This window comes from Pseudomonas sp. PLMAX (genome assembly GCF_046042685.1).
Classification (GTDB): domain Bacteria; phylum Pseudomonadota; class Gammaproteobacteria; order Pseudomonadales; family Pseudomonadaceae; genus Aquipseudomonas; species Aquipseudomonas putida_AE.
Genome location: NZ_CP064949.1, coordinates 4,258,978 through 4,284,202 on the forward strand (window position 1 = coordinate 4,258,978; position 25,225 = coordinate 4,284,202).

The 25,225-nt window shown below is 62.9% G+C and carries 21 protein-coding genes and 1 pseudogene; 14 read left to right on the plus strand and 8 right to left on the minus strand.

The features are described 5' to 3' along the window. Nucleotides 1–32: 32 nt before the first annotated feature. Complete coding sequence (locus tag DKB71_RS19375; RefSeq protein ID WP_323606387.1) at nt 33–275, minus strand: hypothetical protein; 243 nt, start codon at nt 273–275, stop codon at nt 33–35. A 97-nt stretch (nt 276–372) separates the two neighbouring features. Then, the gene (locus DKB71_RS19380) at nt 373–603 is read right to left on the minus strand and encodes a DUF465 domain-containing protein (protein ID WP_408596714.1); all 231 of its coding nucleotides are present in this window, start codon (nt 601–603) and stop codon (nt 373–375) included. Nucleotides 604–821: 218 nt separating this feature from the next. Between DKB71_RS19380 and DKB71_RS19385 the strand changes: the two genes are divergently transcribed. After that, nucleotides 822–1,343: a DUF4142 domain-containing protein gene (locus DKB71_RS19385; RefSeq protein WP_274075922.1), complete on the plus strand. Its 522-nt coding sequence runs from the start codon at nt 822–824 to the stop codon at nt 1,341–1,343. A 60-nt stretch (nt 1,344–1,403) separates the two neighbouring features. Here DKB71_RS19385 and DKB71_RS19390 read toward each other — a convergent pair whose 3' ends face one another. Continuing rightward, on the minus strand, nt 1,404–1,658 hold the full coding sequence (locus DKB71_RS19390) for a hypothetical protein (RefSeq protein ID WP_408596717.1): 255 nt from the start codon (nt 1,656–1,658) through the stop codon (nt 1,404–1,406). Between the two features lie 147 nt (nt 1,659–1,805). Between DKB71_RS19390 and DKB71_RS19395 the strand changes: the two genes are divergently transcribed. Genes DKB71_RS19395 through DKB71_RS19420 form a run of 6 tightly spaced genes read left to right on the plus strand, consistent with a single transcriptional unit; the run spans nt 1,806 to nt 7,230 of the window. Continuing rightward, a complete protein-coding gene (locus DKB71_RS19395; RefSeq protein ID WP_323606388.1) occupies nt 1,806–2,657 on the plus strand; it encodes an STAS domain-containing protein in 852 nt (283 codons plus the stop codon). 1 nt (nt 2,658) lies between these two features. Next, nucleotides 2,659–3,021, plus strand: a complete 363-nt coding sequence (locus DKB71_RS19400) for an STAS domain-containing protein (protein ID WP_274075919.1) — start codon at nt 2,659–2,661, stop codon at nt 3,019–3,021. After that, on the plus strand, nt 3,018–3,422 hold the full coding sequence (locus tag DKB71_RS19405) for an anti-sigma regulatory factor (protein WP_274075918.1): 405 nt from the start codon (nt 3,018–3,020) through the stop codon (nt 3,420–3,422). The genes DKB71_RS19400 and DKB71_RS19405 overlap by 4 nt, the downstream gene beginning before the upstream one ends. Then, on the plus strand, nt 3,419–4,429 hold the full coding sequence (locus DKB71_RS19410; protein ID WP_408601134.1) for an ATP-binding protein: 1,011 nt from the start codon (nt 3,419–3,421) through the stop codon (nt 4,427–4,429). Before DKB71_RS19405 ends, DKB71_RS19410 begins: the two co-directional genes overlap by 4 nt. Continuing rightward, entirely contained in the window at nt 4,422–5,297 is an 876-nt protein-coding gene (locus DKB71_RS19415; protein ID WP_274075917.1) for a sensor histidine kinase KdpD, read from the plus strand. Before DKB71_RS19410 ends, DKB71_RS19415 begins: the two co-directional genes overlap by 8 nt. Then, nucleotides 5,287–7,230, plus strand: coding sequence for a response regulator (locus DKB71_RS19420; RefSeq protein WP_408596720.1), 1,944 nt, complete (start codon nt 5,287–5,289; stop codon nt 7,228–7,230). Before DKB71_RS19415 ends, DKB71_RS19420 begins: the two co-directional genes overlap by 11 nt. Nucleotides 7,231–7,311: 81 nt before the next feature. On the opposite strand, the pseudogene DKB71_RS19425 reads toward DKB71_RS19420, so the two are convergent. From DKB71_RS19425 to DKB71_RS19435, 3 genes and pseudogenes are all read right to left on the minus strand, one after another. Next, nucleotides 7,312–9,944: pseudogene (locus DKB71_RS19425) on the minus strand (excinuclease ABC subunit A). 140 nt (nt 9,945–10,084) lie between these two features. After that, on the minus strand, nt 10,085–12,196 hold the full coding sequence (locus tag DKB71_RS19430; protein WP_408596722.1) for an ATP-binding protein: 2,112 nt from the start codon (nt 12,194–12,196) through the stop codon (nt 10,085–10,087). A 223-nt stretch (nt 12,197–12,419) separates the two neighbouring features. Beyond that, nucleotides 12,420–13,109, minus strand: coding sequence for a GntR family transcriptional regulator (locus tag DKB71_RS19435; protein ID WP_046820177.1), 690 nt, complete (start codon nt 13,107–13,109; stop codon nt 12,420–12,422). A 140-nt stretch (nt 13,110–13,249) separates the two neighbouring features. On the opposite strand from DKB71_RS19435, the gene DKB71_RS19440 reads away from it, so the two are divergent. From DKB71_RS19440 to DKB71_RS19470, 7 genes are all read left to right on the plus strand, one after another. Next, a complete protein-coding gene (locus DKB71_RS19440; protein ID WP_274075913.1) occupies nt 13,250–14,335 on the plus strand; it encodes an ABC transporter ATP-binding protein in 1,086 nt (361 codons plus the stop codon). 1 nt (nt 14,336) lies between these two features. After that, nucleotides 14,337–15,254, plus strand: a complete 918-nt coding sequence (locus DKB71_RS19445; RefSeq protein ID WP_408596725.1) for an ABC transporter permease — start codon at nt 14,337–14,339, stop codon at nt 15,252–15,254. Then, on the plus strand, nt 15,251–16,039 hold the full coding sequence (locus tag DKB71_RS19450; protein ID WP_274075911.1) for an ABC transporter permease: 789 nt from the start codon (nt 15,251–15,253) through the stop codon (nt 16,037–16,039). The genes DKB71_RS19445 and DKB71_RS19450 overlap by 4 nt, the downstream gene beginning before the upstream one ends. Before the next feature lie 18 nt (nt 16,040–16,057). Beyond that, nucleotides 16,058–17,110 carry an extracellular solute-binding protein gene (locus DKB71_RS19455; protein WP_323606393.1) on the plus strand — a complete coding sequence of 351 codons (1,053 nt, stop codon included), beginning with the start codon at nt 16,058–16,060 and terminating at the stop codon, nt 17,108–17,110. 131 nt (nt 17,111–17,241) lie between these two features. Beyond that, complete coding sequence (locus tag DKB71_RS19460) at nt 17,242–18,438, plus strand: amidohydrolase family protein (RefSeq protein ID WP_408596728.1); 1,197 nt, start codon at nt 17,242–17,244, stop codon at nt 18,436–18,438. Next, nucleotides 18,435–19,922 (plus strand): amidohydrolase family protein, encoded by a 1,488-nt coding sequence (locus DKB71_RS19465; RefSeq protein WP_408596730.1) that lies wholly within the window; start codon nt 18,435–18,437, stop codon nt 19,920–19,922. The genes DKB71_RS19460 and DKB71_RS19465 overlap by 4 nt, the downstream gene beginning before the upstream one ends. A gap of 12 nt (nt 19,923–19,934) precedes the next feature. Continuing rightward, nucleotides 19,935–20,597 carry a flavin reductase family protein gene (locus DKB71_RS19470; RefSeq protein WP_408596732.1) on the plus strand — a complete coding sequence of 221 codons (663 nt, stop codon included), beginning with the start codon at nt 19,935–19,937 and terminating at the stop codon, nt 20,595–20,597. A gap of 133 nt (nt 20,598–20,730) precedes the next feature. Here the strand turns inward: DKB71_RS19470 and DKB71_RS19475 are convergent, their stop codons facing one another. Beyond that, nucleotides 20,731–23,829: an error-prone DNA polymerase gene (locus tag DKB71_RS19475; protein WP_408596734.1), complete on the minus strand. Its 3,099-nt coding sequence runs from the start codon at nt 23,827–23,829 to the stop codon at nt 20,731–20,733. Beyond that, nucleotides 23,805–25,220 carry a Y-family DNA polymerase gene (locus DKB71_RS19480; protein WP_408596736.1) on the minus strand — a complete coding sequence of 472 codons (1,416 nt, stop codon included), beginning with the start codon at nt 25,218–25,220 and terminating at the stop codon, nt 23,805–23,807. Before DKB71_RS19480 ends, DKB71_RS19475 begins: the two co-directional genes overlap by 25 nt. Nucleotides 25,221–25,225 lie beyond the last annotated feature (5 nt).

The window sequence follows — 25,225 nt, forward strand, 5'->3', positions numbered from 1 at the left end:
CCGCTCCCACAAGGGGATCTGTGGTTTCTGGGTTATCGCGGATCGGCCTCGTCATCGCGCACCGCATTATCGGTTTCTTCCCGCACCCGCTCCCGATCGATGTCAGTGCCGTCGTCCTGATCCATGGGAATGGCACCTTCATTGTTCGGCAGTTCATCAATGCCCGGCTCGTCCTCCGGATTGACCGCAGTACGGCCGGGACTCAAGGGTTCGGGATGGGTCGGAATGGGGTCGTAGCCCCCTTGTTCTTCGCTGGGAAATTTTGGGTCGGACATGAGGCACCTCGCATGAAGCCGCGTCATCGGGCTCTAGACATTCGAGGTGCCGGTCAATATCGCCGTTCCAATTATTCAGCCACCGATTGTCGGTGGCTCACCGCAACTGGAGTTGCTTGACGATCTTGTCCTTGACCTCCAGGCGCTTCGCCTTGAGCTTTGTCACCGTGTCATCACTGGATTTGGCTTGCTCTGCCTTCACCACTTCGGCGTCCGCCTGGGAGTATTTGTTGATCAGTGAATCCAGTAACGGATCCTTGGTGCGTTTCTGCTGGATATCTTCCTTTGTGCAACTCAAATCCTGATAAAGGTCATGGGGCACCGGCATGGAACACCTCCGTTTGTTAATCGGTAGCAAACGCGATTGATTGCGTTCGCCAACTATCAGAATGGCCTTGGTTGGCCCGTTCTGTCGACCACCTGTCAGACCAGCGGTGTCCGTTCGTCGTCCTGTCGCAAATGCGATAAAACCTTTGCCCCACCCGCGACCTCCACAGCATAACGATCAACTCGATCGCCCATGAACTACCGTGTGGAGAAGAACCAATGGACGGATTTAACCTGCGCCACCTCACTCTGGCCATCGCCCTGAGCACCACCATGGGCGCGGCATTCGCGGCAACCGATAACGATTTTGTCGACAAGGCAGCCGAAGGCGGCATCGCCGAGATCGAGACCAGCCGCCTGGCCCTGGAAAAAAGCCAGTCAGCCGATATCAAGGCGTTCGCCAACATGATGATCACCGATCATTCCAAGGCCAACGATGAACTGGCGACCATCGCGAAAAAGAATGACATTGAAGTGCCGGACACCACGACACTGGTGAAACAGGCCAAGGAAAAGCTCCTCGACATGCGTGACGAATCCTTCGATTCGGCCTACGCCAACAACCAGGTCAAGGCACACGAAAACACCATCGAACTGTTCAAGAAACAAGCCAATACCGTGACCGACGACAAGACCAAAGGCGCCACGGAGCTCAAGGGCTTTGCGCAAAAAATGTTGCCGGGGCTGGAAAAACATCTGGAAATGGCGAAGAAGCTTCAAGCCGCGCATCCGGACAAGTAATCCGCTCATCAAACAAAAAGACCGCATGAATCCATGCGGTCTTTTTGTTTGGGGCCGAGCCTAACCGCCGTCGGTATCGATATCGGCATCCGTGTCATCGCCAGGCTTGGGGCGATCAGGATCAGGTTTGAAGCCCGGGCTGAACTCGTTGTCGTTATCGCTGTGCACATTTTTCTGATCGACCGCTTTGTCGGCACTTTCCGGCTCGGGGGTCTTGGCGTTTTCGCCTGGTTCATTTTCATCTTTCATAAGTACCTCGTGCGTCGCGTTCGAAACCGTCGGGTCATAACCGTTCGAACTCCACCACGCGACCAACGTTCCCTTCGTCTTTGTCCTACAGTCCTTGTGTATCGGATGAAAATACCTGTCGAACGCAACAACTATTTCATCCGCCAAATGTCATTGCATTGCGCCGGTCATTTTTTGGGGAATCGGCCGCACACATTCAAGGAGACAAGTCCCATGGCGGCACTGCAAACCAGCACGCTCGATGCGATGAAGAACAACCAGGCACAACTGCTGACCGAATGGAAAAACGGCCTGGAGTCCAGCGGCGCCACGCGCAATCTCAAAGAGCAGGACCTGCAACAGCAGGCCTCGGAATTCCTGCAGTTGGTCATCTCGGGCCTGCAAAATGGCAACGGCCAGAACATTGCCACGTCCGGCTGGGATGAGATTCGCCAGTTCCTCGACAAGCTCTCCCAGAGCCGTGCCCAACTCGGCCAGGATTCTCACCAGACCGCCAGCTTCATCTTCTCACTCAAGGGTCCACTGTTTGCCCTGTTGCAGAACCATTACCAGGACAGCCCGGCGCTGTTGGCCGAGCAACTCTGGGAAATCTCCGAATTGCTCGACGCCCTGGGCATGCACACCATCCGCACCTTTCAGAAATCCCGCGAGGCGGTGATCAAGCGCCAGCAGGAAGAACTGCTGGAGCTGTCGACCCCGGTGGTCAAGCTGTGGGACGGCGTCCTCGCCCTGCCGATGATCGGCACGCTGGACTCGCAACGCACCCAGGTGGTGATGGAATCGCTGCTGCAGCGGATCGTCGACACCGGCTCGGAGATCGCCATCATCGACATCACCGGTGTACCGACCGTCGATACCCTGGTGGCCCAGCACCTGCTCAAGACCGTCACCGCCATCCGCCTGATGGGGGCCGACTGCATCATCAGCGGCGTTCGCCCGCAGATCGCCCAGACCATCGTGCACCTGGGCCTGGACCTGCAAGGCGTGGTGACCAAGGCCAACCTGGCCGATGCCCTGAAACTGGCCCTGACCCGGCTGGGACTGACCGTCAGCAAGGCGCATTGAGATGGAGCGCATTCCGATTCTGCAAATGGGCGACTTCCTGCTGGTGACCATCCAGGTGGACATGCATGACCAGTTGGCCCTGACCCTGCAAGACGACCTGTCCGAGCGCATCAGCCGGACCTCCGCCCGCGGCGTGCTGATCGATATCTCCGCCCTGGACATGGTGGATTCGTTCATCGGCCGGATGATCGGGACCATTTCCGGGCTGTCGAGCATCATGGACGCCCAGACCGTGCTGGTCGGCATGCAGCCCGCGGTGGCCATCACCCTGGTGGAGCTGGGCCTGACCCTGCCCGGCGTGAGTACCGCGCTGAACGTCGAGCGCGGGATGAAACTGCTTCAGGCACGAGTACGCGAACAATGACTGTGCGCAGCAGCGGCACTCATCCGATTCACATCGAGCAGGACGTGGTCCTGGCCCGACAACTGGCGCGCAAACTCGCCCAGGAATGCGGCATGCGCCTGATCGACCTGACCAAAATGGTCACCGCGGTCAGCGAGTTGGCGCGCAATACCATGGTGTACGGCGGTGGCGGCGACATGGACTGGCAAATTCTCGATGAAGACCCGCGCATTGGCCTGCGCCTGGTCTTCCGTGACGAAGGCCCGGGCATCCCCGACATCAAGCTGGCCATGACCGATGGCTGGACCTCCGGTTCCGGGCTGGGCCTGGGCCTGACCGGCGCCAAGCGCCTGGTCAATGAATTCGAACTCGACACTGCGCCAGGAAAGGGTACTCGCGTGACGATTACCCGATGGACATGAACTTCGGTGGAACGATGACCCAAGTGCTGGTCATCGAGGACAACAGCCAGGTCGGACATGCACGGCGCACCGTGCAAAAACTCGCAGAGCTTCATGGCTTCGACACCACGGACGCGGGACGGGTAGCGCTGGTCGCCACCGAACTTGCCAGCAATATTCTCAAGCACGCCACCCGGGGCGAATTGCACCTGAGGGTCTTGCCCCGGGTTAGCGGTACCGGCATCGAGATGCTCGCCATCGACCGCGCCCAGGGCTTTGACCTGCAGGCCTGCCTGGCCGACGGATTTTCCACCGGCGGCACCCAGGGCATCGGCCTGGGCGCCGTGTCGCGCCAGACCGAGGTGTTCGATGTGTATGCCGATTCACGGGGTGCCGTGCTGCTCACGCGCTTGTACCCACGCACGGACAAGGCCCGGGACCTGCGCATCGGTGTCAGCCAGCATTCGTTGCGCGACGATCCCGCCTGCGGCGATACCTGGCACCTGGCGTTCGACGGACCACGCATCAGCGCCCTGGTGATCGATGGCCTGGGCCATGGCGAAGAAGCCGAACTCGCCGCTCGCGCTGGCGAAAAAGCCTACGCGCTGCAGCCCTTCGCCTCACCGTTGCTGGCGCTGGAAGACATTCATCAGGCCATGATTGGCACCCGTGGCGGTGCGCTGGCGATTGCCCAGTTCGACGCTGGCCGCGATGCGTTGCAGTTCGTCGGCATCGGCAACATCGGCGCCTGCCTGGTCGCACCGGACAAGTCCCGCGGCCTGGCCTCTCACCCCGGCATCGTCGGCGGGCAATATCGAAAGGCGCAACCCTTTGACTATGCTCAAGTGAGCGGACAATTGCTGATCATGTACAGCGACGGCCTGCAGTCGCGCTGGAACCTGGCGGACTACCCTGGCCTGGTGCACCGCCATCCGGCCGTGATTGCCGCCATCCTTCACCGCGATTTCTGCCGTGGACGAGACGATGTCACTGTACTGGTCATTGCCCTGGAGGCAGCCCATGGCTGAAATGCCCATGAGTCAAATCGACGAACAAGCCGCCATGATCGCGCGCTTGCAGGGTGAAGCCAACGCCCTGCGCGCCGAGCTGGATGAAACCAACCAGGGCGTACTGGCGCTGTATGCCGAACTCGACAACCAGGCCGAACAGCTGCGCCAGGCTTCGGACCTGAAAAGCCGCTTCCTGTCCTACATGAGCCATGAGTTTCGCACGCCCCTGGGTTCGATCCTGAGCATCGCCAGCCTGCTGAGCGATGAACTCGACGGCCCCCTCAGTGACGAGCAGCACAAGCAGGTGGCCTTCGTCAGCAATGCCGCGCGGGAGCTGAGCGACATGGTCGACGACCTGCTGGACCTGGCGAAGATCGAAGCCGGGCGCATCACCATTTCCCCGGCCTGGTTCGACATGTTCGACCTGTTCGCCGCCCTGCGCGGCATGTTCAGGCCAATTGTCGATACCAGCGCCGTGGACCTGATCTTCGAGGAACCGGTGGGCCTGCCCCGGCTGTACACCGACGACAAGAAGCTCGCGCAGATCCTGCGCAACTTCATTGCCAACTCGTTGAAGTTCACCACCCGCGGCGAAGTGCGGGTCTCGGCGCGCCTGGAAAACGATGACTACGTACGTTTCGCCGTCAGCGACAGCGGAATTGGTATCGCTCCAGAGCTACATGGCGCATTGTTTGAAGACTTCTCCCAGGTCGACTCTCCGCTGCAAAAACGCCTGCGTGGAACCGGGCTCGGGCTGTCGCTGTGCAAACGCTTCGCGCTGCTGCTGGGGGGCGAAGTCGGGGTCCAGAGCACACCGGGCGTGGGCTCGACCTTTTTCGTGATCATCCCGCTGGCCATCGCCATGGAGCCTGCCGATGAAACGTGACCTGCGCTTGCTGATCGTCGACGACAACGTCGCCACGCGCTACGCCTTGCGCCGGCGCCTGGAACGCCACGGCTATGAGGTGCTGGAGTCCGGCACGGGCAGCGAAGGCCTGGAGTTGATCGCCAGCGTGGCGATCGACGCCTTGATCCTCGACGTCAACCTGCCGGACATGAGTGGCTTCGACATCGTTCGTAAACTGCGCTCGGAGCCTGTTACCGCCCTGCTCCCGGTGATTCATGTGTCCGCAGCGTCGATCCAGACCGGCGACATCATCACTGGCCTCGACGCCGGCGCCGACGCCTACCTGATCCACCCGGTGGACCCGGATGTGCTGCTGGCGACCCTGCGCACCTTGCTGCGGGTGCGCGAAACCGAGAATGCCCTGCGGGAAAGCGAGGCGCGCTTTCGCGAGATTTTCGTCAATGTTTCGGCCCCCATCGCCGTGCTGGATGCCCAACTCAAGGTCCACGAGTGCAACCATGCGTTCGCCCAACTGATCCAGGACAACCTCGACCCCGAAACCCTGCGCCAGTGTTTCGCCGACGACCAGTGCGCGGTCATCGAGGAACTGCGCCTGCGCCTGGCCTATGGCGAACGCTGGAAAGGCACCTTGAGCATGAGCGTGCAGGGGGAGATTCGCGAAACCGAGTGGCAGATTTCACCCTACCGCACGCCAGAATTGAGCCTGGTGTTCGTCGAAGATGTCACCGAACACCGGCACCGCGAACGCTCGCACCTGGCGCGACTGGACGACGCCACGACCCAACTGGCCAACGAAGTCGCCGAACGCGCGCGCACCGAAGCCCAGCTGTTGCAAGTGCAGAAAATGGACGCCCTGGGCAAGCTGACCGGCGGCATTGCCCACGACTTCAACAACCTGCTCACCGGCATCATCACCAGCCTGGAACTGATCCAGAAGCGCGTTGCCGAGTCACGCACCGACAAGGTCGCGTTCTATGCCGAAGCGGCGCTGAACTCGGCCATGAGTGCAGCCTCCCTGACCCATCGCCTGCTCGCGTTCGCCCGTCAGCAACCCCTCGATACCCGGCCCGTGGACATCAACGAGCACATCCGCTCCCTCGAGGAACTGCTGGTGCGCACCATCGGCGAACGCATTGCCCTCAAGCTTGAACTGACCAGCAAACCCGCCATCGCCCTGGTCGATCCGATTCAACTGGAAAGCGCTGTGCTCAACCTGGTGATCAACGCCCGGGATGCCCTGCCCCAGGGCGGCAATATCTGGGTCAACACCTATGCCGCCTATTCCCACGGCGACCCCAACCTGGCCGATGGTGCCTATGTCGCCCTGTCGGTGCGCGACGATGGCACCGGTATCGAACACCATGTGATCGACAAGGTGTTCGACCCGTTTTTCACCACCAAGCCCCTGGGCCAGGGCACCGGGCTCGGCTTGTCGACGATCTACGGTTTCGCTCGCCAGTCAGGTGGCGATGCGCACATCCGCAGCGTGGCGCGACGCGGCACCGAAGTCACCATCATGTTGCCGGCGAGCGCCGACCCTACCGCCGCCGCCGTCGAATCGACGACGATGCCCGCCGAGGGCGGCGGTGAACATGTGCTGATCGTCGAGGACACGCCGTCGGTGCGCATGTTCGTCGCCGAAGTGCTGGTGGATGCCGGCTATCGTTGCACCCAGGCGGCCGACATCGAGGGCGCCCTCGAACGCCTGCAGAACGACGAATCCATCGACCTGTTGCTGACCGATGTCGGCCTGCCGCGCATGAGCGGCCGGGAATTGGCCGACATCGCTCGGGGCTGGCGCGAGCACCTGCCGATCCTGTTCATGACCGGCTATGCCGAAACCGCGATCAACCGCCAGGTGTTTCTCGGCGACGGCATGGAGATACTGATCAAGCCGTTCCAGATCAATGAGCTGTTGGACAAGGTACGGCGCACGATCAACGGTGCCTGATTAAAAGATCGCAGCCTGCGGCAGCTCCTACAGGGTACGCGTTTCCCTGTAGGAGCTGCCGCAGGTTGCGATCTTTGATCTTCAATGCCCAAGAACCCTGGCGAGAAATGGCGCTGTTCGGCTCTTTTTGCTGCTCGCGACTTTCCGCGGCTCCCCCGCCACCACAACCTTGCCCCCTGATCCCCCGCCCCCGGGCCGATATCGATCACCCAGTCACTCTGCGCCACCACGCGCATTTCATGTTCGACGACGATCACCGTGTGCCCAGCCGTCACCAGGTTGTTCAACTGCTCGAGCAGACGATCGACGTCGCGCGGGTGCAGGCCCGTTGTCGGTTCATCGAGCACGTAGAGCGTCGCCCCGCGCTGGTTGCGTTGCAGCTCGGTGGCCAGCTTGATGCGCTGGGCTTCGCCGCCGGACAGCTCGGTCGCCGGTTGGCCGAGGCGCAGGTAGCCCAGGCCGATATCGCGCAGCACCTCCAGGGACCGGCGCACCGCCGCTTGTTCGGCGAACACGTCCACGGCCTGGTCCACGGTCAGTTGCAGCACCTGGGCAATGGTCAGGTCCTGCCAGGTGATCGCCAGCGTCTCGGGGTTGTAGCGCGCGCCGTGGCAGGTCGGGCATGGCGCGTAGACGCTGGGCATGAACAGCAATTCGACGCTGACAAAACCTTCGCCTTCACAGGTCGGGCAGCGGCCCTTGGCGACATTGAAGGAAAACTGCCCGGCGTCGTAACCCGCCGCCTGCGCCTCGGGCGTGGCGGCGTAGAGCTTGCGCACATTGTCGAACAGCCCGGTGTAGGTCGCGAGGTTGGAGCGCGGCGTACGACCAATGGGCTTCTGATCGACCTGCACCAAACGCTTGATCGACGCCAGCCCCGCCGCGACCTGCCCGCCACTGACGGTCGGCGCTTCATCTTCAAGGCTCAGTTCCTGCGGCTCGCTCTCAGTGCCCGGACGCCCCAGATGCGCACCGACCAGCTCCAGCAACGCCTGGCTGACCAGGCTGGATTTCCCCGAGCCCGACACCCCGGTCACCGCCGTGAAACAGCCCAACGGAAACTCGACGCTGAGGTTGTCCAGATTGTTGCGCGTGACGCCTTCAAGACGCAGCCAGTCGCTGGCCTTACGCGGACGACGGGATTGGTTGGCGTGTTCGGCGAACAGGTAGGCGCGGGTCTGCGAATCCTTCACTGCTGCCAGCCCCGCCGGCGCACCGCTGTACAGCACCCGGCCGCCATGCTCGCCCGCCGCCGGGCCGACATCGATCAACCAGTCGGCGCGACGCATGGTTTCCAGGTCGTGCTCGACCACGAACAGGGTATTGCCCGCCGCTTTCAAGCGTTGCAGGGCTTCGAACAGCGCTTCACCGTCGGCCGGGTGCAAACCGGCCGAGGGTTCGTCCAGCACGTAGATCACGCCGAACAACTGCGAGCCCAGCTGGGTCGCCAGGCGCAGGCGTTGCAACTCGCCGGACGACAGCGTCGGTGTGCTGCGGTCCAGGGCCAGGTAACCCAGGCCCAGGTCGGTCAGGGTGCTGACCCGCTCCAGCAAATCCTGGGCAATGCGTTGCGCGGCGAGGCGTTTTTCCACCGAGAGATTCGGCGTGTGGCGTACATCCGGGGCGTTGGCATGGCCACTGGCACCGTGGGTCACGCGCTGTTCACGGGCCTCGCGGGTTTGCTGGTGAGTTAATACCTCACCCGCCTCGTCGCCCTCTTCGAGGTAATGCCGGGCCGCCACTGGTTTGAGTACTTCTGCCACTTGCAGCAAGGGCATTTGGGACAGTTCGCCGATGTCGTAGCCGGCGAAAGTCACCGACAGGGCTTCGTGCTTGAGGCGCTTGCCGTCGCACAATGGGCAAGGGCTGCCGAGCATGAAGCGCGAGACGCGCTTCTTCATCAACGCACTTTGCGAATGGGTGAAGGTGTGCAGGATGTAGCGCCTGGCGCCGGTGAAGGTGCCCTGGTAACTCGGTTCCATCTTGCGCTTGAGGGCGACCCGGGTTTCCTTCGGGGTGAGCCCGGCGTACACCGGCACCGTCGGGGTTTCTTCGGTGAAGAGAATCCAGTCACGCTGCTTCTTCGGCAGGTCGCGCCAGGGCACATCGACGTCATAGCCCAGGGTCACCAGGATGTCCCGCAGGTTCTGGCCCTGCCAGGCCATGGGCCAGGAGGCCACGGCCCGCTGGCGGATGGTCAGGCTCGGGTCCGGCACCATCAGTGCTTCGGTGACCTCATACACCCTGCCCAGGCCGTGGCATTGCGGGCACGCGCCCTGGGGCGTGTTCGGAGAAAAGTCTTCGGCGTAGAGCATCGGCTGCCCCGGCGGGTAACTGCCGGCACGGGAATACAGCATGCGGATCAGGCTCGACAGGGTCGTGACGCTGCCCACCGAAGACCGCGTGCTCGGCGTGCCCCGTTGCTGCTGCAAGGCCACCGCGGGCGGCAAGCCCTCGATGGAATCGACATCCGGTACGCCCACCTGATCGATCAGGCGACGCGCATAAGGCGCCACGGATTCGAAATAGCGGCGCTGGGCTTCGGCGTACAGGGTCGAAAACGCCAGGGACGACTTGCCCGAGCCGGACACCCCGGTGAACACCACCAGGGCATCGCGGGGAATGTCGACATCGACGTTCTTGAGGTTGTGCTCCCGGGCGCCACGCACCCTGACCATGCCGGAGGGAGGGTTGGAGGTGCGAGTGGAGGTCATGGGGCCAGCCTCGATCAAGGATTTGAAAAATATGATGACTGTGGGAGCGGGCTTGCTCGCGAATGCGGTGTGTCATTCAACATTGATGTGCCTGACATATCGCATTCGCGAGCAAGCCTGCTCCCACATGTGTACTGTGCTCAGCCGTTGAGAACAGTACGAATCATCTGCGTCAACGCTTGCGGCCCATAGGGCTTGCTCAGTAAATGGGTATCCGGGCTGAGCTGGTGGTTGCGCGAGATGATGTCACGGGTGTGGCCGGAGGTGAACAACACCGCCACCGGGGGTTCCTGTACCTTGGCCCATGCCGCCAGGTCCGAGCTTTTTATCAGGCCGGGCATGACCACGTCGGTGAAGATCAGGTCCACCGCCGCGCCCTCCAGCAACATCTGCATGGCAACGTCGGCATTGGCGGCGGTGAGCACCTGATAGCCTTCTTCGCGCAACAACTCCACGGTGGAAACGCGCACCGCCTCATTGTCCTCGACCACCAGGATCCGCTCGTTGGCGCCCTGTTGCGGCACTTCGGCACGGGGCGTTTCACTGTCCATCGAACGCAGGCTGCGCGGGAAATACATCTGCACCCGGGTGCCCTGCCCCTCAACGCTGGACATCTCGATGTGCCCGCCACTCTGCTTGACGAAACCGAACACCATGCTCAACCCAAGCCCCGTGCCCTGGCCGTCGGGCTTGGTGGTAAAAAACGGTTCGAACGCCTGGGCCAGCACCTGCGGCGGCATACCCGCACCACTGTCAGCCACGGACACCCGCACATAGTCGCCGGCGGCAATGCCCTTGCCGGCGCAAAATCCCTGGTCAAGGCCGATGTTGTCGGCGCTGAGGTCGATGGTCCCCTCACCCTTCATGGCGTCACGGGCATTGATCGCCAGGTTGAGGATGGCGTTTTCCAGTTGATTGCGATCGACGAAGACCTGCCAGGAATCCGGTGGCGCGCTCATATGGACGTGGATGGTTTCCCCCAGCGCACGCTGCAACAGTTCGCCCAGTTCGTCGAAGATCTGCTGCGGCGTACAAATGGCCGGGGACAGCGGCTGGCGACGGGCAAACGCGAGCAATTGCGCAGACAATTTTGCCCCACGCTCGACGGCGGCAATCGACGCCGCCACCCGACGCTGGACATTGGCGTTCTGCGGCTCATGCCGGGCCAGCAGGTGCAGGTTGCCGGCGATCACTTGCAGCAGATTATTGAAGTCATGGGCCACGCCCCCCGTCAGGCCGCCAATGGCCTCGAGTTTCTGTGACTGGCGCAATTGCTCTTCCGCCGCGAGACGTGCCTCGACTTCGTCGGCGACCCGCTGCTCCAGATTGCGGGTGAACCTGAGCAAGGATTCTTCGGCGCTCTTGCGTTCATGGATGTCGATCAGCACCCCGGGGAAACGAAACGGTTCGCCCTCTGCATTGAACTCGCAGCAGCCACTGGCGAGTACCCAACAGTAGCTGCCATCGGTGCGCAGCACCCGGTATTCGGCATTAAAGGGCTCGCCGGTTTCCACTGATTGCTGGACCTGTTCCTGCATCCAGCTCAGGTCGTCGGGATGAATCCGTGCTTCGGCAATGTCCGATGGCAAGTCGGCCAGGTCTTGCTCGGCCGGGTAGGAAAAAGTCCGGGCGAAACGCTCGTCACCGCTCAGCACATTGGCCTTGACGTCCCAGACGAACGAACCGAGCAAGGCGCCCGCATTCAATGCCAGGCGTACCCGCTCGTTATCGGCGCGATAAGCATCTTCGGCCACCTGCCGAAGGCGTTCGGAAATCACATGCTCCGTGGTCTCGACGACCATCGCCATGACCCCGGCCGGCTTGCCGTCATCGTCCGCCACCGGGCTGTAATAGAGGTCCATCCAGACGTCTTCGGGCACGCCGTCGCGCAGCAGCACCAGCTCTTTGCCACGGTAGGACAAGGTGCCGCCGGCCAGGCAGGTATCGACCACATGCCGATTGAATTCGGCCACTTCCGGCCAGCCCAGTTCCACCGGCGCCCCCAACAGATAGGGATGGCGCCCGCCGGCAAATTTCGAATAGGCGTCGTTGTAGATCATGTAGCCGGGCCGCCCCCACAACATCACCATCGGCAACGGCGAGGCGAGCATCAACTGCACCGAACTGCCCAGGCTTCTCGGCCAGGCATCGAGGCTGCCCAGCTCGGTTCGGCTCCAGTCGAACGCACGAATACGCTCGGCCATTTCGCCGTCCCAGCCGGCACACCCGTGGCTATCTTCTAGAAACTGCATCGACTGGCTCTGCGTCCCGGTTATTGCACCGCTTTGATTCGAGCATCGCGGATGGCAATGGTTTCATAGAGGTATAGTTGAGCCCGATAAATTGACGCAGCCCCCTGTAGGAGCTGCCGACAAGCTTGGGAGCGCCGAAGGCTGCGATCTTTGACTTGATTTTCTCAAAGCAAGATCAAAAAGATCGCAGCTTCTCGGCAGCTCCTAAGGCGTGCGGGGAGCATTACACCTCAATCAGATGCTTTAGCGGGTGATACCCCGTTTTCAACGTGGCCGCCACATCCAGAATCGCCTTCTCGATCCCGTTCAAATGGATGCAGGTCAGCTCGATCGCCGCGCTCTGGTTGCCCGCCTCGATGTACTCGATCAACCGCAGGTGTTCGTCGTCGCGGCAGGCTTCGTGGCTGTCGTCGTCCAGCGCGGCGGCGTACAGCGAGGCTCGGGAGATCAGCTTCTGGAACCAGTCGAGCAGCACCGGGTTGTTCAGGCTGCGGGCCAGCTTGATGTGGAACTCGCCAAGCAGGTGGATCAAGCGTTCGTGGTCACCGTTGCGATGCGCCTCGTCCTCCAGCAGCAGGTGATCGCGCAGATCCCGGGTCACCGCCGTATCGCGTCGGCGACACAGTTCGCTGACGATGCCGATCTCGACCAGGCGCCGGGTTTCGAACAACGAACGGATCTCTTCGTCGCTCGGCAGCGACACCGACGCACCTTTATTGGGCTCGGTGGTGACCAGTCCATCGGCTTCCAATTGCTTGAGCGCGGCACGCACCGACGTGCGGCTGACATTGAAAAGTTCGGCCAACGAAGCCTCGCCCAGCTTCATGCCGGGACGCAGTGAGCGTTTGCTGATCGCCTCGTAAACCCCTTGGTAGACGCGGTCGACCGTGGTTTCCAGTTTCTTTTCCGCCATTCGATGACTCCTTGATCGCTACGCAACCCACTCCAGGCGAATCCACAGCCTTGCAAAAGGGGGTTGCACAAGCAGGTTAATCCGGGTATTTCTAAATTGCATCCAGATTTTGCATACAATAATTAGAGGAATGCACCATTATGGGTCATCCAGTTGCAATTGAAGTGCGAAACGTCTCAAAACGTTATTCCGACGATCCCGGACTGGCGCCAGCCTTGGACAATGTCTCGGTCGACATCGCCGACAACGAATTCTTCACCCTGCTCGGCCCCTCCGGCTGCGGCAAGACCACCCTGCTGCGCACCATCGCCGGTTTCGAGCACGTCAGCGAAGGCGAGATTCGCCTGGCGGGCGAACCGGTCAACGATCTGCCGCCGTTCAAGCGTCGGGTCAACACGGTGTTCCAGAGCTACGCGCTGTTTCCGCACATGAGTGTCGCGCAGAATATCGCCTTCGGCCTCGAGATGCAGGGTCTTGATCGCAAGCTGATCCCGCAACGGGTCGATGAGATGCTGGCGCTGGTGCAAATGCAACACCTGGCCCAGCGCAAACCGGCGGAATTATCCGGTGGCCAGCAGCAGCGCGTGGCGCTGGCCCGGGCCCTGGCGCCGAAGCCCAAGGTGCTGTTGCTCGACGAGCCGTTGTCGGCTCTGGACCTCAAGCTGCGCAAGGAAATGCAGGTCGAACTCAAGCGCGTGCAGAAGGAAGCCGGGATTACCTTCATCTTCGTCACCCACGACCAGGAAGAAGCCCTGACCCTGTCCGATCGCATCGCCGTGATGTCCGCCGGCAAGATCCTGCAGATCGGCACACCCAACGACATCTACGAAAACCCCCAGCATCGGTTCGTCGCCCAGTTCATCGGCGACATCAACTTCCTTCCCGGCCATATCAAACGTGGCCAGCAGAACGAAAAGCTCTTCGTGCCCAACGGCATGCCGGTGGAAATCCCCTGCCCGGCCCAGGGCTTCGACGGCTCCAGCGTACAACTGGCGTTCCGCCCGGAGCGTTCGCAACTGGTCGACCCGACGCAACCGCACCACCTGCGCGGGGTGATCGAGGCGGTGTTGTATGTCGGCACCGCGACCCTCTACCAGTGCCGCCTGAACAACGACATCAAGGTCATGCTGCGCGAGAACAACGAAGGCCTGAACCGCAATCGCGGGGTCGGCGACCGTGTCGCGGTCAACCTGCCGCCCCACGCCTGCCTGTTGATGGAGGCCTGAGATGAGCGTCAGCAGCACTTCCCCAGCCCTCAACCGCGCGCTGTTGCTCAGCCCGGTGGTCCTGACCCTGCTGTCTCTGATCGCCATTCCGCTGGGCATCATGGGCTACATCAGCCTGTTGCCGCGCAACGTCTATGGCGGCGTCGACTGGCAGGCCGATTGGCAATTGCAAAGCTACGTGCAGCTGTTTTTCCAGGAAGGTTTCGACGGCGAACTGGAGCTGAACTGGGTCTACGCCCAGGCGCTGATCCGCTCGGTGTTCCAAGCCGGCGGCACCACGGTGCTGTGTTTCCTGTTCGGCTTTCCGGTGGCGCTGTGGATGTCGAGCCTGACTCCGCGGCGGCGCAACCTGATGGTGTTGCTGATCACCATCCCGTTCTGGACCAACCTGCTGATCCGCAACTACGCCTGGCTGATCATCCTGCGTGAACAGGGCTGGGTCGCCCAGAGCCTCAACGCGCTGTTGCCCCAGGCCGGTGGCATCACCCTGCTCTACAACGACTTCGCGGTCAGCGTCGGGCTGGTCTACAGCTTCCTGCCGTTCATGATTTTGCCGATCTACTCGACCCTGGAAAAACTCGACTGGCGCCTGGTGGAAGCTGCCTATGACCTGGGTGCCAATCGCTGGAATGCGCTGCGGCGGATCATTTTGCCGCTGTCGATGCCGGGGGTGATTGCCGGCTCATTGCTGGTGTTCGTACCGAGCCTCGGTGCCTTCATCACCCCGGCGATTCTCGGCGGCGGCAAGACGCTGATGATCGGCAACCTGATCCAGCAACAGTTCGGCACCGCGCGTAACTGGCCCCTGGGCAGTTCGCTGTCGTTCCTGCTGCTGGGGATTCTGCTGCTGTCTCTGGTGCTGTACGCCCTCTATAGCCGCAGCGCCGCCAAAACGCTTCGCCGAGGAGCCACCGCATGATCGCCCTGCACTTGAAAAAACTGCCGATGACCCGGGAAGTCAGCCTGCTGATCCTGGCCTATCTGTACCTGCCGATCTTCGTGCTGATCGCCTACAGCTTCAACGCCAACCGCTCGGCGACGGTGTGGACCGAGTTCTCGTTCGCCTGGTACGGACGGATCCTGGCCAATCCGTCGATCCAGACCGCGGCGCTGAACTCGATCATCGTCGCCAGCATCGCCACGGTATGTGCCACGGCAATTGCGCTGCTTGCGGCACTGGCGACCTACCGGCCGTTCTATGGGCAGAAAATGGTCGAAGGCGGGATTAACCTGCCGCTGATCCTGCCGGAGATCGTCACCGCCGTCGCCACCCTGCTGCTGTTCATGGCGCTGGGAATCAAGCTCGGTTTGCTGACGGTGATCGTCGCGCACGTCGGCTTCTGCATTCCCTTCGCCTACCTGCCGATCCGCGCGCGGCTCAATGACCTGGACAAGAGCCTGCTGGAAGCGGCGAACGACCTGTACGCCAATCCGTGGCAGGTGTTTCGCCGGGTGACGCTGCCGCTGTTGTGGCCGGCGGTGCTGTCCGGGTCGGTGCTGGCGTTCGTGGTCAGCCTCGACGATTTCATCATGACTTTCTTCGTCGCCGGTCCCGGTTCGACCACGTTGCCGGTGTACATCTTCTCCGCGATCAAGGCCGGCGTGACGCCGGAGATCAACGCGATCTCGACCCTGATGCTGGTGATTTCCATCGTGCTGGTGGTGCTGGCCTTCTGGCTGGGACAGCGCGGCAAAAACCAATAATCCTGGAGCGCTTCAACCATGAAAACAAAAAGCATGTGCTTCGCTGTTGCCGGTCTGGCCCTGAGTTGCTTCACCGCGTTGAGTACACAGGCCGCCGAGCCCAAGGAACTGTTCTTCTACAACTGGACCGACTATTACCCGGTCGACCTGCTGGCCAAGTTCGAAAAGGAGACCGGGATCAAGGTCACCATGGACGGCTACGACAGCAACGAAACCCTGCTGGCCAAATTGCAGGCAGGCGGCGCGGCGTACGACGTGATCGTGCCGTCGCAATCGATCATGCGCACCCTGATCAACCAGGACCTGCTACTGGAAATCGACGCCTCGGCCCTGCCCAACTTCCAGCACGTCAAGCCGGCGTTCCGCGACCCGAGCTTCGACCCCGGCCGCAAGTTCTCGGCACCCTACCTGTGGGGCACCACCGGGTTCTCCTATGACAGCGCGCGGGTGCCGGGCGGCAAACTGGACGATTCGTGGAAAGAGTTCTTCGAGCCGCGCAAGGAACTGCAAGGCCAACTCGCCGCCCTCGACACCTCCAGCAGCGTGATCAACGCCGCCAGCCACTATCTGAATGTCGACGAATGCAGCGAAAACCCCCAGGACGCCAAGCGCATCCTGGAGCTGCTGCAAAAGCAGAAGCCCTTCCTGAAGATGTACAGCTCGGACAACACCGTCGATCGCATGGCCTCCGGTGAAGTGATCATGATGCAGAACTGGAACGGCTCCACGGCCCGGGCCACCTTGCAGAAGAGCACCATCAAGTACGTGTACCCGAAGGAAGGCCTGGCGATGTTCCAGGACAACTTCGCCGTACCGAAAAGCGCGCCGCATCCCGGCAACGCGAAGATTTTCATCGACTGGATGATGAAACCGGAAAACGCCGCGGCCGTGTCCAACGCCATCGCCTATGACAACGGCATCCAGAGCGACAAGCTGATCGACGCCAAGTGGCGAGTGATGGACGCCATCAACATGCCCGACGAATTCGCCTCGCGCCTGCGCCCGGAGAAGGAATGCAGCAACAAGGCGCGGGAGCTGCAGGACCGCATTTGGGCGAAGCTCAAGGGCTGATCCAGGACCGAGTCGCGGCCTTCGCGAGCAAGCCCGCTCCCACAAGGGATCTCCAGTGTTCACACGGACAATGTGGGAGCGGGCTTGCTCGCGAAGAGGCCCTCCTTAACAACACAGAATTCGAGGTTTAAATGACCCAACCCCGCTGGCTACGCAACGTACGCCCCTACGGCTCAACCGCCGAAGACCTGCTGATCGAAAACGGCCACTTCACCCAACGTCGCCCGGCCTCGAACACCGAGCTGCTGGCCACCGACATCGACGGCCAGAACCAGCTGCTCACCCCCGCCCTGGTGGAAAGCCACGTACACCTGGACAAGACCCTCTGGGGCCAACCCTGGCGCCCGAACAGCGCAGGTCCCACCCTCAAGGACTACATCGCCAACGAACGCCGAATCCTGCGGGAAGTCACCGCCCCCATCGCACATCGGGCCGGCGCCCTGCTGGAAAACTGCATCGCCCGTGGCTCGCTGACCATGCGCTGCCACGTCGACATCGACCCCGAATTCGGCCTGCGCCATGTCGAAGCCATGCAGCAACTGCGGGAAAAATACCGCGACCTGATCGACCTGCAACTGGTGGTGTTCCCGCAAACCGGCCTCATCAGCCGCCCCGGTACCGCCGAGCTGATGCGCGAAGCCATGGCCCTGGGCGTGGAGAACGTCGGGGGTCTTGATCCCTGCGGCATCGACAACGACCCCGTGGCGCAGCTCGACTTCGTGTTCAACCTGGCCAGCGAGTTCGAGCGTGGTGTCGATATCCACCTGCACGACAAGGGCGAGCTGGGCCTGTGGCAGATCGCGCTGATCGCCGACTACACCGAGCGCTTCGGGCTGCACGGCCGGGTGATGATCAGCCATGCCTATTGCCTGGGCATGTTGCCCTGGAGCCAGGTCAAGCCTGTGGCCGAACGCCTGGCGGCGCTGGGTATTTCGCTGATGAGTTCGGCGCCGGCCGACTGCGCAGTGCCGCCGTTCCTGGCGTTGCGCGAGGCCGGTGTCAACGTCTGCCTGGGTTCCGACGGGATTCGCGACGCCTGGTCGCCCATGGGCAACGGCGACATGCTGGAGCGGGCGATGCTGCTGGCGTTTCGTTTCGACTTGAACAAGGACGAAGAACTGGCGGCGGCGTTTGCGGCGGCGACGGACTATGGCGCTCGGGCGCTAGGCTGTGAAAACTATGGCCTGGAAATTGGTCGGCCAGCGGATTTCCTGTTGATGCCGGTTCAGACCCTGGGCGAAGCCGTGGTTTCGCGGCCGGTTCGCCAGGTGTATCGCGGAGGTCAACTGATCGCGTCTGGCGGTCGTCTGCTGGAAAGCCGCCTGTGAAACGCATCGGCTTGCGGGCCAGCTGCGTAGTCGGCTTCGACGGCGCGCAACATGTGCTGTGGCGAGACGGCGAAGTGGTGTTCGAAGGCGCGCGCATCCTGTTTGTCGGGCGAGATTACGCCGGGCCGGTGGATCAGTGGATCGACCATGGCAACGCGCTGATCGGCCCGGGTTTCATCGATCTGGATGCGCTGGGCGATCTCGATTCCACGGTGCTGACCCTGGACAACGGCGACGAGCGCGCCATGGGCCGGATGTGGTCGGCGCAGTATCTGGCGCGCGGTCCACGGGAAAGCTACAGCGCCGAAGAAGAAGTCTTCAAATACCGCTACGCCTTCACCCAATTGATCCGCAACGGCATCACCACGGCCATGCCGATCACCTCGATGTACTACCGCGAGTGGGCCGAAACCTACGACGAGTTTGCCGCGGTGGCCGGGGTGGCGGCCGAGTTGGGGCTGCGCACTTACCTTGGCCCCTGCTACATGAGCGGCATGAGCTACTGGCAGGCAGACGGCACGCTGGCCCATCACTGGGACGAAGCCCGGGGCATGGCAGGGCTCGAGGCGGCCGAGCGGTTTTTCCGGAATTTCGACGGCGCTCATGGCGGCCTGATTCGCGGCGCGCTGCTGCCGGATCGCATCCAGACCTGCACGCCGGCGCTGTTGCAACGCACCGCGGCACTAAGCCGCGAACTCAACGCGCCGATGCGTTTGCACTGCTGCCAGGGGCTCGGCGAGGTGGCGATGGTTGAACAACTGCGCGGTTTTTCGCCGCTGGCTTGGCTGGAGGATCTGCACCTCCTGACCCCGCGCAGCCTGTTGCCCCATGGCATCTACACCCGAGGCGATGATGATCTGCAACGGCTGGTCGATGGTGGCGCCAGCCTGGTGCATTGCCCGGTGGTGTTCGCCCGGGATGGCGAGGCGCTGAATTCCTTTGGTCGCTATCGCGCCAAGGGCATCAACTTCGCCCTGGGTACCGACACCTGGCCGGCGGACCTGCTCGACAACATGCGCCAGGGCTTGAACATCGCGCGTTTGATGGAGGGCGGCAACTCCCTGACCAGCACCCAGGACCTGTACAACGCCGCCACACTCGGCGGCGCCAAGGCCCTGGGACGCGACGATCTCGGGCGCCTGGCACCGGGGGCCAAGGCCGACATCACCGTGTTCAACCTGCGTGGCCTGCACCTGGGGCCACTGTTCGACCCACTGAAAAACCTGGTTTTGGCCGGGCGCGGTGACGATTGCATCGCCAGCTACATCGACGGTCGCTGCGTGATGCAGGACCGTCAGGTGCAGGGCGTCGACTACCCCGCCCTGCAGCGCCAGGCCCAACGGCAATTCGAAAAACTGATGCGCAGCCACAGCGACCGGGCCTTCGGCCAACCGGACTGGAAGACCCTGTTCCAGCCGGCTATCCCGTTCGCCGACGACTACAGCGCACAGGCGCCGCTCAGCGCCATCGATCCACTCCTTTAGAGAATCCTGCCTATGCAAAGCTTCGATTTCAGCACGCTGAGTGCGCGAGACAAATACAAGATCCTGATCGGCAGCGTGGTGCCACGGCCGATTGCCCTGGTCACCACCGTCGACGCTGAAGGCCGCGTCAATGCCGCGCCATTCAGCTTCTTCAACGCGCTGTCTGCCGATCCGCCGATCCTGGCGCTGGGCGTGGAAAACTACGGCGACCAGAGCCCCAAGGACACCACGCGCAACATCCAGCTCAACCAGGAATTCACCGTGAACATCGTCAGCGATGCCCTGGTGGAAGCCATGAACGTCTGCGCCGTGCCCTTCGCCCCGGGTTTCGACGAACTGACCGCCGCCGGCCTCACCGCCATCCCCGGCACCACGGTCAAATGCCCACGCATCGGCGAGGCGCCGGTGGCCCTGGAATGCCGACGGATGATGGCGCTGTCCATCGGCCAGTCGCGGGAGATCATCCTTGGTGAAGTGTTGATGGCCCATGTGCGCGATGAGCTGATCGACCCGAAAACGCTGTACATCGATCAACTGGGGCTTGACGCGATCGGGCGGATGGGTGGGCATGGGTATGCGCGCACGCGGGATTACTTTGACCTGCCAACCCGTTCGTTGCAGGCGTGGACGGATGCACCCGGCGGTGGCGAACGCTTCTGGCCTGCCACCAAATAACCAGACACACCCCAAAACCTGTAGGAGCGAGCTTGCTCGCGATGGTCGTCAACGATAACGCTGATAACCTGACAGCCCGCGGCGCTCTCAGGTCCATCGCGAGCAAGCTCGCTCCTACAGGGGGTTGCGTGTGTCAGTGGAAATCGCGGCTGCGCACGGTGATGCCGTCGAGCAGTGGGCTCAGGTCGCTCAAGCGTCCGGCTATCAAATGCCGCACCTCCCCCTCCTTCTCCCAACGCCCATCGACCTTGAGCAGCTGCGACCCCACCAACACCTGGCGCTGGCGCTCGGCCAGGTCGCGCCAGACCACCACGTTGACGTTGCCGAACTCGTCTTCCAGGGTGACGAAGGTCACGCCGCTGGCGGTGCTCGGCCGTTGGCGACCGGTCACCAGCCCGGCGACGCTGACCGGTCGCCCGTGCTCAACCTCCAGCAACTCCCTGGAACTGCGGCAGCGCCGGGCTTTCAATTCGCCGCGCAACAAGGCCAACGGATGCGGCCCGAGGGTGGTGCCCAGGCTGTTGTAATCGGCCAGCAGGTCCTCACCCACCGTGGGTCTGGGCAACGCCACCGCGTCCTCCTCCTGACGGGGCAGGCCGGCAAACAGACCGAGCTGTTTTTCCACCCCCGCCACTTCCCAGCGCGCCCGATGCCGGTCGCCGGCCAGCCCGCGCAATGCACCGGCATCGGCCAGTTGTTCCTGGGCGCGGGCATCCAGGCGTGCCCGTTCGGCCAGGTCGGCGATGTCGGCAAACGCACCGTGGGACCGCGCCGCCTCGATGCGCCGGGCATCGTCCTCGCGAAAGCCCTTGATCATGCGCAAGCCCATGCGAATCGCCGGCTGCGCGCCGGCAATCGGCTCCAGGCTGCAATCCCAGTCGCTGGCCCGCACGTCCACCGGGCGGATCTGCAAATGGTGGCGACGCGCGTCCTGCAGAATCTGGTCAGGGCTGTAGAAGCCCATGGGCCAACTGTTGATCAGGGCACAGGCGAAGGCCGCCGGTTCGTGGCATTTCAACCAGCAACTGGCGTAGGTCAGCAAGGCAAAACTGGCGGCGTGGGATTCGGGAAAACCGTAGCTGCCAAAGCCCTTGATCTGCTCGAAGATCTGCGCAGCGAAATCCGCGCTGTAGCCTTTTTTCTTCATCCCGGCGGCCAGGCGTTCCTTGTGTGGCTCCAGTCCGCCATGGCGTTTCCAGGCGGCCATGGAGCGGCGCAACTGATCGGCTTCGCCGGGGCTGTAGTCGGCGGCGACGATGGCGATCTGCATCACCTGCTCCTGGAACAGCGGCACGCCCAAGGTGCGTTTCAACACCTCGCGCAATTCTTCGGAGGGATAGCTTTCCAGCTCTTCCTTGTTTCGTCGGCGCAGGTACGGGTGCACCATGCCGCCCTGGATCGGCCCGGGCCGCACGATGGCCACCTCGATCACCAGGTCATAGAACTCGCGCGGCTTGAGCCGGGGCAGCATCGACATCTGCGCCCGGGACTCGATCTGGAACACGCCGATGGTGTCGGCGCGGCCAATCATGTCGTAGGTCAGCGAGTCCTCGGAGGGGATGGTCGCCAGGCTCAAGTCGAGGTTGCGATGACGCCGCAGCAGATCAAGGCAACGGCGAATCGCGCTGAGCATGCCCAGCGCGAGGATATCCACCTTGAGCAGGCCGACCGCGTCCAGATCGTCCTTGTCCCACTGGATGATGGTGCGCTCGGCCATGGCGGCGTTTTCCACCGGCACCAGGTGGTCCAGCGGCTGCTCGGAAATCACGAAGCCGCCAGGGTGCTGGGACAGGTGCCGGGGGAAACCGATCAACTGTTGGGTCAAACTCAACACCCGGCGCAGCACCGGGCTCTCGGGATCGAAACCGCCTTCACGCAGGCGCTCCACGGGCGGTGTTTCATCACTCCAGTGTCCACAGCAATCGGCCAGGGCATTGATCTGGTCCGGCGGCAGCCCCAAGGCCTTGGCCACATCGCGCACGGCGCCGGCCGCGTGGTAAGTGCTGACCACGGCGGTCAAGGCCGCGCGGGTGCGGCCATAACGCTGGAATACGTACTGCAGGACTTCTTCGCGGCGTTCGTGCTCGAAGTCCACATCGATATCCGGGGGCTCGTCGCGTTCCTTGGAAAGAAAGCGTTCAAACAGCATGTTCATCCGGTCGGGGTCGATCTCGGTGATGCCCAAGGCGAAACACACCGCCGAGTTGGCCGCCGAGCCCCGGCCCTGACAGAGGATTTTTTCGCGCCGGGCGAAGGCGACGATGTCCTGGACGGTGAGGAAATAACTCTCGTAACCGAGCTCGGCGATCAGCCCCAGTTCCTTGTCGATCAGCCCGCGCACCTTATCGCTCGCTCCCTGGGGCCAGCGCTCGCGAATGCCGCGCTCGGTCAATTCCCTCAGCCAGGACGCGGCGTTGTGACCATCGGGCACCAGCTCCCGCGGATACTGATAACGCAGCTGGCCAAGATCAAAGGTACAGCGCCGGGCAATGTTCAGGGTTTCGTCGAGCAAGGCAGGCGGATAGAGCTCGCGCAGCACATCGAGGCCGCGCAGGTGCCGCTCGCCGTTGGGGTGCAGGCGCAGCCCGGCATTGGCCACCGGCAGGTGATGACGGATCGCGGTCATGGTGTCCTGCAGGGCCCGGCGTCCGCGCGCGTGCATGTGCACATCGCCGCTGGCCACCGCAGGCACCCGCAATTCCCTGGCCAACGCCAGCAGATCCTGCAGGCGCCGGCTATCGTCCTGACCGCGATGCAACTGGACCGCCAGCCACAGGCGCTCGGCGAAGACCTGCTGCAACCACTGGCCTTGTTCAACGTCATCGACCGCGTCCGGCACCCACAGCGCCAACAGCCCTGGCAAGGGTTCGTCGAAGTCTTCGCGCAGCACTTGATACTGGCCTTTCTGTGTACGGCGTCGGGCGCGGGTGATCAGTCGGCACAGGGTCTGGTAACCCTCGAGATTCTCCACCAGCAACACCAGTTTCGGGCCATTTTCGATGCGCACTTCACTGCCGATGATCAGTGGCAACTCCACCGACTTCGCCGCCTGCCACGCACGGACGATACCGGCCAGGGTACATTCGTCGGTGATCGCCAGGGCCTGGTAGCCCTGTTTTTTCGCCCGCTGGAACAGCTCGAGGGCACTGGAAGCACCGCGCTGGAAACTGAAGTTCGACAGGCAGTGCAGCTCGGCATATCCGGCGTTCATGCGAACCAGCCCTGCAGCCACAACGGGCCACCCTCGCCCACCGCGCGATAAGCCCAACCCTGCTGGCCGGCGCGGGTTTCGATCAGGTAGTAATCGCGGCGCACGTCATCGCCGTCCCACCAACCGGACTCGATGCGCTCCGGCCCCATGAGGATGCGCGCCGAGCCTTCGTGCACCGCCAGCGGCTCGGTCAGCAGCCAGCCCGGCCGCTGCACGGTCGGCAAGCCCGTACAGGGCTGGTTGTCTGCACTGGCCTGCCACGCGCACTCGGGGCGGTGATCGGCCTGAAAGCCCAGGCCATGCACCGCGTCATCCCCCAGCCGCGCGCGCAGGCGCTCGCGCAGTTGCGCCCAGGGCAAGGTCTGCTGCGGGCGATCGTCGAACAGCTCCTGAAACTGCGGAACGAAGCTCGGCAAGTCTTCGGCGCGCAGACGAAAACCACGTACCGGGGCCTCGACCTGGACTTGCTCCAGTCGCCCCCGGGCCAGTTCGAACAGCATGGCCGGATCGCGCTCGGCGCTGAGCAGGCCGACCTTGATCAGCGTGTCGGGCAGCCCGGCGTGTTCCAGGTGCAGGTCGAAACGCTGCACGCCGCTGTCCCGACCGCAGAGGAACGCCGACAGGTCACCGGTCAATCGGCGCAATGGAAACAGCAAGGCCTGATGGGACTGCACATCGAAATTGAGCTCGATGCGCACATCAAAACGGTCCGGCGGCAGGTAGAACGTCAGCGCCAACCGCCGCGTGCCCAGCAAGGCATCCAGGTGCTTGAGCACCTCGGCCTCGAAACGCCGGGCCAGGCTATGCCGGGGCAACGCCTGCACCTGGTTCAAGGTGCGCAGGCCCATGCGCGACAACGCCGTGGCCACGCTGGCTTGCAACCCGATACGGTCGACGGGCAATTGCCCGAGGTGATGCTGCAAGGCTTGCTCGTCGGGCACCACCAGGCCGTCATGGGCGTTGGCCAGCATCCGCGCCGCCACCGGGTTGGGCGCAGCGACGATGCGGTGACGAAACCCCAGCTCGCCGAGTTCTGCCCGCAAACGCGCCTCGAATGGCGCCCAGCCGCCAAACAGGCCCAGGCTGGACTCGATTTCGAACACCAGCGCCCGCGGGTAATGCACGCTGACCTGGGAGCTGAACCGATAAGCCCAGGCGGCGAGGAATTGCTGCCAGTGTTCGATGGCGGCGACGTCGTACTCGGCGGTGGCAAAACCCTTGCTCAAGGCCTGGGCGGCGCTCATGGACTGGCCGGGACGCAAGCCCAGGGCCCGTGCCGGACCATTGACCGCCTGCAACACCCGACGCTGGGCCGGGCCGGTCAACAGCGCCAGCGGTTCGTCGGGGTCGGCGCGCTGACGCAGTACCGCGTCCAGCGCCAATTGCGGGAACAGAATACACACCCAGCGCATGGCAA